Below are 9,477 nucleotides of genomic sequence, written 5' to 3' on the forward strand. Positions count from 1 at the left end.
TGACTGGGTGGATGCTGGTGGGGACCGATAGTCTCGGGCGCCATGAGCACCTGCGTCGCCATTGCGGTGATTACCTTCAGGCGACCTGCTCTGTTGCGGGGGTTGTTGACGAGTTTGCAGGCGCAGGAGTTGCCGGCGGACACGGACTACTCGATCCGGATCGTGGTGGTGGACAACGACGCGGATGGGTCGGCGGCGCGGGTGCTGGAGGAGTTCGGGGAGGGTACGCCGTACCCGATCGAGTCGGTGGTGGAAGCGGAGCCGGGGATCCCCTTCGCCCGGGAGCGGTCCGTCGAGCTGTGCTGGAACGACGACGCACTGATCTTCGTGGACGACGACGAGGTCGCCCCGCCCGGCTGGCTGGCGACGCTGCTGAAGGCCTGGGAGACCACCGGCGCCGACGTCGTCACCGGACCCGTGAAGGGCACCCTCCCGGCCGGAGCGCCGCCCTGGAACCACTACAGCGACGTGCACGACTCGACCGGCCGGCACGCGACCGGCGAGGAACTCAAGAAGGCGTACACGAACAACACGCTGGTGAGCCGCCGGGTGTACCACGCGGTCACGCCCGGGTTCCACCCCGCGTTCCGGTACACCGGCTCCAGCGACCTGCATTTCTTCCTCCGCGTGCACCGCGCCGGGTTCCGGATCGTGTGGTGCGAGGAGGCGTGTATCTCCGAGGACGTCCCGGTCGGCCGGACGACGCTGCGCTGGCTGGTACGGCGGGCGTTCCGCTCCGGCAGCGGCGACACCATCAGCCGGCTGCTGATCCGCCCGGGCGCGATCAGCTACGTACTGGTGCTGGCCTATGCTTCGGCCCGGGTGGTCTCGGCGTTCGGGCTCGCCCTCGCCGGGCTGTTGCTCGGCCGGAAGACGCACCTGCTGAAGGCAGTCCGCCGGTTCTTCTCGGGCGTCGGTAGTCTCGCCGGGATAGTTGGGATCAACCATGACGAGTACCGGGAACGGCACGGTTCGGCCGACGGTGGCGGAGCTGTGCCGGGCGATCTGGACGGTGGAGAACGACCTGGACCTGCTGACCTGGACGACGACGGGGATCCATCCCTGGCCGATCATCCGGATGCGCGTCTTCCATGAGCTGACCCGCCGCAGCGGCATCCACGGCGCACCCCATCCGGTACGGCGGACGTCGTACGACAAGGCTGCCCTGGTCGCGCGGCACGTGGCCGGGGTGGTGACGCGCAGCCCGTTCCCCGGCCGGTACGACGCGCTGGTCGTCCCGCACCCGCGGAAACCGAACGGTGTCGAGATCTACACCGACGGGCTCCGGGCGCGGCTCGGCGATCGCGCGCTGGTCCTGGACTCCGGGATCAACGGCGTACCACTGCCCGGCAGCAAGAACCTCGACTTCTTCACGTCCGCCGCCGGCGCGGTGCATCGCGGTACGGCCGACGACCGGGGCGCCGCGGACGCCCTGGAGAAACTCACCGGCGTCCGGGTCCCGATCGGGGCGCTGCTGGCTCGGGAAGTACCGAAACACCGACGACTGCGGGCGCTCTACCGTGCGCTGCTCCGGAAGCACCGGATCGAGACCGTGTACCTGGTGGTCGCGTACTTCCACCAGCACATCGTTGGTGCCGCCCGCGATCTCGGGATCCGGGTGGTCGAGCTGCAGCACGGCGCGATCAGCCCGTTCCACCTCGGGTACAGCTACCCGGGCCGGCCGGAGGTCGCGGATCAGCCGGACGAGTTGTGGTGCTTCGGGTCGTACTGGACCGATGTCGCGGACCTGCCGGCCGGCATGCGTACCGAGGTGACGGGGGCCTCGTTCCTGCCGGACCCGGCGCCGAAGCAGGACCGGGTGGTGTTCCTCTCGCAGGGCACGATCGGCGCCGAGCTGCTCCAGGTGTCGGCCCAGGTCGCCAAGCAGTACCCCGGGCTGGAGGTGGTGTACCGCCTGCACCCGAGCGAGCACCCAGTGGACTACACGATCCCGCCCGGCGTGCAGCTGTCGACAGGCGGCAGCACGCTCGAGCTGCTCGCGACCGCGAAGTACCAGGTCGGCGTCTCGACCACGGCGCTCTTCGAGGGGATGGCGCTCGGCTGCCGTACGGCGGTCGCGGACCTGCCCGGGCACGAGTACCTGGAGCCCGCGATCGCCAAGGGGCACGCCCTGCTGCTGCGGGACCCGGCGGACCTCACCGAGGCGCCGGTGTGCGACGACCCGAGCAGCTACTACGCACCGAGCCGGATCCCCAGGCCATCACAATCGCCGCGGCCGAGGAGCGGCAGGCGCGGCGGCGGCCGAGCCGGCCGATTGTGATGGCCTAGGGATCCGCGCATTGTCGGTGCCGGGGCGTGGGAGCTGGGCGTGCGGCTGTTCGACACCGCCCCGGTGTACGGGTACGGGCTGTCCGAGCAGCGCGCCGGGCTGGCGTTGCGCGGGCGCCCGCGGGACGACTTCGTGCTCTGTACCAAGGTCGGCCGCCTGATCGAGCCAGGCGGTCCGGACCTGCAGCCGATCTGGGCGGAGCCGCCGGCCGGGGTCGGGCCGCGGCTGGATTTCTCGTACGCCGGCACTATCCGCTCCTTCGAGGCGAGTCTGGAGCGGATGGGGATCGACCGGATCGACGTCCTGCACGTCCACGACCCCGACCTGGACTTCCCGCGGGCGTCGACCGAGACGTTCCGGACGCTGACCGAGCTGCGCGGGCGCGGCACGATCCGGGCGATCTCGCTCGGGGTCAACCACGCCGACGTCGCGGCACGGTTCGTCCGCGAGACCGACGGCGGCCCGGACATCGTGCTGCTGGCCGGGCGGTACACACTGCTCGATCAGACCGGCGCGGACGAGCTGCTGCCGTTGTGCCGGAAGTACGGCGTGGCCGTGCTCGCGGCCGGGGTGTTCCAGGGCGGGGTGCTCGCCGACACCGTGGACGGCGCCCCGCACGGGTACGCGCGGGTCCCGCGGGACGTCCTGCGGCGGATCGACGTACTGCGGGAGGTCTGCCGGGCGTACGACGTACCGCTGCTGGCGGCGGCCGTGCAGTTCCCGTTGCGGCATCCCGCCGTACCGGCCGTGGTGGTCGGGGCGCGGAGCCTGCGGGAGATCGCGGAGGTCGCGGCGTGGCATGCGTACGAGGTGCCGGAACCGTTCTGGACGGCACTAATGTCAGCGCTATGAGGTACATGCTGCTGCACAAGACCAACGACAACCTGGAAGCCGGCAACCCGCCGGACCCGGAGATCCTGGAGCGTGCCGACGCGGTGCTGGAGGAGATGCGCCAGGCCGGCGTGCTGGTGCTCGGCGAGGGCCTGATGCCGAGCTCGCGCGGCGCCCGCGTGATCTTCCCGGCGCCTGGTCAGCCGCGGGTGGTCGACGGCCCCTTCGCGGAGACCAAGGAACTTGTCGCCGGCGTGTCGATCATCCGCGTCGACACCAAGGAAGAAGCCATCCACTGGGCCCTCCGCTTCGCCGAGGCCGACCCCCACACCCCCATCGACATCCTGGAAATCGCGGGCTGATCCCTCAGATGATGTTGGTTGCGGCCCAGGTGGTGATGTCTTCGTGGCGGATGGCGGCGGCCATCAGGTCGGGGAACTGGTCGGGGGTGCAGGCGAAGGCCGGTACGCCGAGGCCGGCGAGGGCGGCGGCGTTCTCGGCGTCGTACGACGGGGTGCCGGAGTCTGCGAGGGCCAGCAGGGCGATCACCTGTACGCCGGACTCGACCAGCGAGCGCGCCCGCCGGAGCAGTTCCTCGCGTACGCCGCCCTCGTACAGGTCCGAGATCAGCACCAGCACCGTGTCGGCGGGTTTCGTGATCAGGTCCTCGCAGTACGCGAGCGCCCGGTTGATGTCGGTCCCGCCGCCCAACTGGGTGCCGAACAGTACGTCGACCGGGTCCTCCAGCTGATCGGTCAGGTCGACGACCGCGGTGTCGAAGACCACGAGCGACGTCCGCAGCGTACGGATCGACCCCAGCACCGCGCCGAACAGCGACGCGTAGACGACCGACTCCGCCATCGACCCGGACTGGTCGATCGCCAGCACGATGTCCCGCTGCACGCTGTGGTTGCGGCGCGCGTACCCGACCAGGCGGTCCGGGACGATCGTCCCGAGCGCGGGCGAGAAGTGCTTGAGGTTCGCCCGGATGGTCCGGTCCCAGTCGATGTCCGAGTGCCGCGGCCGCGAGGTCCGCCCGGCCCGGTCAAGGGCGCCCGTCACCGCGGCCCGGGTCCGCTCCGCCAGCCGCGCCTCGAGCTCGGCGACCACCCGCCCGACGACCTCCCGCGCCGTCTGCTTGGTCTCCTCCGGCATCACCTCGTTGAGCGCGAGCAGCGTGGACACCAGATGTACGTCGGGTTCGACCGCGCCGAGCAGCTCCGGCTCCATCAGCATCCGGGTGATCCCGAGCCGCTCGGCCGCGTCCCGCTGCATCACCTGCACGACGGTGCTCGGGAAGTACTGCCGGATGTCGCCCAGCCAGCGCGCCACCCGAGGCGCCGACGACCCCAGCCCGGCGGCCCGCTGCGTCCCCGAGCTCTCCCCGGCGTCGTACAACGCGGCCAACGCGGCGTCGACGGACCGATCGGCCTTGGAGAGCGCCGTACCTGTCTCTTCCTCGGCCTCCGCGCCGAGCACCAATCTCCAGCGACGCAGGCGCTCCTCTGAACTCATGAGACCCCCAGCAGTTGCGCCACCACCGGCAATGCGGTCGCGGCCAGCTCCGCGTCCAGTTCGTTGTCATCGGCAACAACAGCCGACGTGGGATCGGCGAGCACCCGAGCACGGGAACCGATCGTCCGCCGCTCCGGCGCCGCGAACGTCCCGAACGTCCGCCGCAACAACGGCAGCACCTCCACGAACGCGTCGTCCGGGATCCCGCCCAGCCAGGCATCCACCAGCGCGAGCAGGCGCTCGTCGTGCACCAGCAACAACCCGCCACCGGCCAGGAACCCCTCGACGTACCCGGCCGCGTCCGCCGTCGCCGTACCGGGGGACAACGACCGCCCGAGCCGCAGCGCGACCTCATGGTCCGGCAACCGCGACGTGTCCAGCATCAGCCGGGTCAACCGCCCACGGATCAACGGCGGCACCGAAGCCCGATCGCTCAACCCCTGCAGGGTGTTCAGCCACTCGGCCCGTACGTCCTCGGCCAGCAGCGCGGTAGCGTCCTGTACGCCGTCGATCAACTCCTGTACGGCGGCAGCGGCGTCCGGATCGAGCCCGTGAACCGTCCGCGCGAGCCCCGCGCACACACGGGAAACCATCCGCCCGGCGACCGCGGCCAGGCCGGCGGTATCGGTCTCGCGTACGTCGCCGTACCGCGAAGCCCGGGCCAGCGACGGGAGTGCCGCCATCAGATGCCCCACGTCGGCGTCGGCCGCGGCGCGGGTGTCGATGCCCTGCAGCAACGGCGGCAGCGCGTCCGCGAGGTCGGCGAGCAGCGACTTCTCCAGCGCGGCCGTGACATCCGCGAGCGTGGTGGAGTCGGCCGCCTTCAGCATCACGGTCGTCGCGGCGCCGAGCACCGTCGTACCGTGGGCGCCGGCCGCGACGAGTTCCACCTCGAGCCCCGGGTCCCAGGCCAGCCGCCACAGCTCGCGGAACGTCCCCTGCGCGCGGCGCTCGTCCGTGGCCGGCACACCCCAGTGCACGCCGAGGATCCGCAACCGGTGCAGGAGTCTGGACTTCTCCAGGTCGTTCGGTTTCCGCAGGTCCAGCTCGATCACCCGCTCGGCCGCGTCCCGCTTCATCCGCAACCGCCGTACCTGCGCCGCGAAGTCCGCCGCGACCGGAGCCTGCGGCGTCGCGCCAGGCACCGACCCGAGCAGCTCGCCGACGACCGCCTCCCGCGTGACGAGATCCAGCAGTACGTCGTTCCCGCCGCAGAGCACCGCCCGCGTGGCCTCGGTGACCTCGCTGAGGCCCGCGAGCGGACGTTCGCGCAACGCCGCCAATGTGTCCGCGAGCCGGACCGCCTCGATCACGTGCGCGCTCGACACCGGCAGGTCCTCGGCCCGCAGTACCTGGGCGACCTTGGAGAGCCAGCGCGCGGTGATCTGATCCGGCGCGGTGAACAGGTGGTGGTACCAACCGGGCGAGGTGATGCCCGCGCCGTACCCGCTGGTCGCGGCCAGCCGGCCGTGCGTCCACGGCACCCAGGTACAGGCGATCTTCCGTTTCGGCAGGCCTTTCAGGATGCGCTGGTCATGTGTTGCCGGAGGCAACGGAAGCTCCAGCGCCGGCACATGCCAAGCGCCACAGACCACCGCGATCCGCTCGAAGCCCTCCTTCTGGGCCTTCCGCAGCACGGTCCGCATGTACGCCTCGCGCTGCGCCTCACGCCCCACTGCTTCTTCGCCGTGCCGCAGCTCGCGCATCGCGTCCGCGATCACCGTGAACGGCTCGGCGCCGTCCCGCCGCGACTCGATCACGTCGTCCCACCAGCGCTCCGGGTCGTCGTACCCACCGGCCGCGGCGAGCGTCGCCAACGGGTCCATCGCCGCCGCGGACCGCCCGCCCGACGACGCGAACTGCTGCGCGGCCGGCAGATCGCAGAACCGTACGGGGACCCCCGCCGCCAGGCCGTACCTGATCGCCTGCCACTCCGGGCTGAACACCGCGAACGGCCAGAACGCGGCCCGCGTCGAATCGTCCACCGCGTACGCGAGCAGCGCGACCGGCGGCTCCATCTCCTCCGACGCCGCCAGCTCGACGATCTTGTCGGCCTCCGGCGGCCCCTCGATCAGTACGACGTCCGGCCGGAGCTCCGCCAGCGCGGCCGCCACCGCCCGCGCCGACCCCGGCCCGTGATGCCGGATCCCCAGCAAATGAACGGTCATCCGGAAATCTCTCGGCAGGCCCGGTAGAACGGGGCCCAGTCGTCGCGTTCGCGGACCACGGTCTCCAGGTACTCCGACCAGACGACCCGGTCCGCCGACGGGTCCTTGACGACCGCGCCGAGGATCCCGCCCGCGACGTCGGTCGGGCGCAGTACGCCGTCCCCGAAATGCGCGGCCAGTGCGAGACCGCCGGTGACCACGCTGATCGCCTCCGCGGTGGACAGCGTGCCGGACGGTGACTTGACCGCGGTCCGGCCGTCCTCGGTACGCCCGGAGCGGAGCTCGCGGAAGATCGTCACGACCCGGCGGATCTCCTCCAGCGCGTCGTCCGGCTGCGGCAGCTCGAGCGCGGACCCGAGCTGCGCGACCCGGCGGGACACGATCTCCACCTCGTCCTCGGCAGACTCGGGCAGCGGCAGTACGACGGTGTTGAACCGGCGGCGCAGCGCGCTGGACAGTTCGTTGATGCCCTTGTCGCGGTCGTTGGCGGTGGCAATGACGTTGAACCCCTTGCGGGCCTGGACCTCGGTGGCCAGCTCGGCGATCGGCAGCGTCTTCTCGGACAGGATCGTGATCAGCGCGTCCTGGACGTCGGACGGCATCCGGGTCAGTTCCTCGATCCGGGCGATCTTCGCCGCGGTCATCGCGCGCTGCACCGGGCTCGGCACCAGCGCGGCCTCACTGGGGCCCTGGGCAATCAGTTGGGCGTAGTTCCAGCCGTACCGGATCGCTTCCTCCGCGGTGCCCGCCGTACCCTGCACCAGCAGGGTGGAGTCGCCGCTGATCGCGGCCGCGAGGTGTTCGCTGACCCAGGTCTTCGCGGTGCCCGGTACGCCGAGCAGCAGCAGCGCGCGATCCGTCGCGAGGGTGGCGACCGCGACCTCGATCAGCCGGCGCGGGCCGACGTACTTCGGGGAGATCTCGGTGCTGCCCGCCTTGCCGCCCAGCAGATACGTGACCACCGCGCTCGGCGACAGCCGCCAGGCGGGCGGCCGGGGCTTGTCGTCGTTCGCCTGCAGGGCCTGCAGTTCGTCGGCGTACTCGACTTCCGCGTGCGGGCGCAGTACCTCGGTCATGTCAGCTCCTCGTGCATTTCACGGCGGAAGGTCAGGGTTTCGACCAGGCGGCGGCGCCAGGTGTCCTCGTCGCCGGCCGGGTCGCGGGTGATCGGATGGTCGAGTACTTCGGGCGGCACCGCGCGGGCCGCGATGCTGGCGAGCCGCGCCCAGGCGCGGTTGGTCCCCACCTTGCCGAGCTGATCCAGCACCATGCTTCCGAGCGTCGCAGGCCACGGCACCGGCAACCCACCGACCAGCTCGGTGACATCCACGCCGGCACGCAAGGCGTTGACCGCTTGGGCCCACTCCGCAGGCGGCAGCAACCGCAACAGTTCAGCAGGATTCCGGCTACCGGTGTGCGCGTTGGCGAGCAGCAGTTCCCGCGCCCAGCGGGTCGCGGTTGATAGGTGTGGGTCGCGGATGGTGGATTCGGTCCACGCCGACTGGAGTAGTTCGGGGGCACAGCCCTCGACCGTGGTGTTCAGCCAGTGGATGTCCATCGACTGGAGAGGTGTGTTGGCGACGATCTGGTGGAACCACCAGGCACGTTTGCCGATGCCTTCCGGGTTCTGCGAGTCGAGGCCGTCGCGCTCCATCGACGTCGTGAGGCTGCGCGGCAGGTCGACCGCCAGCACGCCCTGACTTTCCACCAGATGCGAATGCAACCGCTCGGTCATCCGTACGCCGTACTGCGCCCCCGGCAACCGCGCCAGCAGCCGCACCGCGACCCGCCGTACCTCCCGCGAACGATCGTCCAGCCCGCGCTCCAGGAATTCCTCGTCCGCCAGCGACAGCCCCTCGGCGAACAACCCGAGGAAGTCCGCCCGGGTGGCAGCCGACTCGTTCGGCCAGACCTCCGCCAGCTCCTCCCGCGCCGCCACCGGATCCCGGCGCCGCAGCCCCAGCAACCAGGCCCGGCGCTGGATCGCGTTGCCGTGCGTCCACACCTGCGGATCGTTGCTCTCGGCATCAGCCGCGTGCAGGAACCTCCACTCGGGGTTCAGCTTCGCGAGCCACCGTGCCCGCCGCCCGGCAGCCGCGATCACCAGCGGCCGGTACTCGGCGCGGTTGCGGGCGTAGTCGGCCAGCGCCGGCAGATGCTCCGGCGGAACACCCCACCCGTGCGCGTCCGCCGTACGCAACCACTCACCGAGCGCCGCAGTCTGGAACCCGCCGAGCATCGCGGCCAACCGCCGTACCGCACCCGACCTCGGCAACGGCCGATCCTCACCGCCCGCCGGCTCCAACGGGGTCAAGTCCCGCAACGGCTTACGTCCGGCCCGCTTGTAGACGGTCGCCAGCGCGGCGGCATCCAGCAGGCCGCCGTCGCCCAGGCGTTCCCGTACGTACTCCGGCAGCTCGTCGAAGTCCGCCGGCCGCCGGTCGGTGCCCAGCAGCACCGAGCTGACCAGCCCGTCCCAGCCCTTCACAGCGTCACCGGCCGATCATCGCGCCAGCAGGTCATCGGACGGAGGCCGGCGCGGTTCCACTCGGCCGCGACCGTGATCGGATCGCCTGCCGAAACCGCGAGCAGCTTCAGCGGATCCCAGCCCGGCAGCACCTCCAGCCCGTCACCGGCCTCGTCCATGAGCGCCCATCCGTCGCCGTACCGGGC

General features: G+C 71.2%; 8 protein-coding genes and 1 pseudogene. 4 read left to right on the forward strand and 5 right to left on the reverse strand.

What is annotated here, in order from left to right; genetic code table 11:
* Positions 1-42: 42 nt before the first annotated feature.
* Genes VFF46_RS01505 through VFF46_RS01520 form a run of 4 tightly spaced genes read left to right on the forward strand, consistent with a single transcriptional unit; the run spans position 43 to position 3,483 of the window.
* Positions 43-1,095, forward strand: coding sequence for a glycosyltransferase family 2 protein (locus VFF46_RS01505; protein WP_325035145.1), 1,053 nt, complete (start codon positions 43-45; stop codon positions 1,093-1,095).
* A complete protein-coding gene (locus VFF46_RS01510) occupies positions 1,079-2,281 on the forward strand; it encodes a hypothetical protein (protein ID WP_325035151.1) in 1,203 nt (400 codons plus the stop codon). Before VFF46_RS01505 ends, VFF46_RS01510 begins: the two co-directional genes overlap by 17 nt.
* A gap of 42 nt (positions 2,282-2,323) precedes the next feature.
* Positions 2,324-3,142 (forward strand): aldo/keto reductase, encoded by an 819-nt coding sequence (locus tag VFF46_RS01515; RefSeq protein ID WP_325035152.1) that lies wholly within the window; start codon positions 2,324-2,326, stop codon positions 3,140-3,142.
* Complete coding sequence (locus VFF46_RS01520) at positions 3,139-3,483, forward strand: YciI family protein (RefSeq protein ID WP_325035146.1); 345 nt, start codon at positions 3,139-3,141, stop codon at positions 3,481-3,483. Before VFF46_RS01515 ends, VFF46_RS01520 begins: the two co-directional genes overlap by 4 nt.
* 4 nt (positions 3,484-3,487) lie before the next feature.
* On the opposite strand, the gene VFF46_RS01525 is transcribed toward VFF46_RS01520, so the two are convergent.
* The 5 genes and pseudogenes from VFF46_RS01525 to VFF46_RS01545 all read right to left on the reverse strand — a co-directional run.
* Entirely contained in the window at positions 3,488-4,636 is a 1,149-nt protein-coding gene (locus tag VFF46_RS01525) for a VWA domain-containing protein (RefSeq protein WP_325035147.1), read from the reverse strand.
* Complete coding sequence (locus VFF46_RS01530; RefSeq protein ID WP_325035148.1) at positions 4,633-6,804, reverse strand: DUF5682 family protein; 2,172 nt, start codon at positions 6,802-6,804, stop codon at positions 4,633-4,635. Before VFF46_RS01530 ends, VFF46_RS01525 begins: the two co-directional genes overlap by 4 nt.
* On the reverse strand, positions 6,801-7,880 hold the full coding sequence (locus tag VFF46_RS01535) for an AAA family ATPase (RefSeq protein ID WP_325035149.1): 1,080 nt from the start codon (positions 7,878-7,880) through the stop codon (positions 6,801-6,803). Before VFF46_RS01535 ends, VFF46_RS01530 begins: the two co-directional genes overlap by 4 nt.
* Positions 7,877-9,292, reverse strand: a complete 1,416-nt coding sequence (locus tag VFF46_RS01540; protein WP_325035150.1) for a DUF5691 domain-containing protein — start codon at positions 9,290-9,292, stop codon at positions 7,877-7,879. The genes VFF46_RS01535 and VFF46_RS01540 overlap by 4 nt, the downstream gene beginning before the upstream one ends.
* A pseudogene (locus tag VFF46_RS01545) lies at positions 9,289-9,477 on the reverse strand (SWIM zinc finger family protein); the annotation flags it as partial. The gene VFF46_RS01540 and the pseudogene VFF46_RS01545, both read right to left, overlap by 4 nt.

The organism is Kribbella sp. (genome assembly GCF_035655035.1).
GTDB lineage: Bacteria > Actinomycetota > Actinomycetes > Propionibacteriales > Kribbellaceae > Kribbella.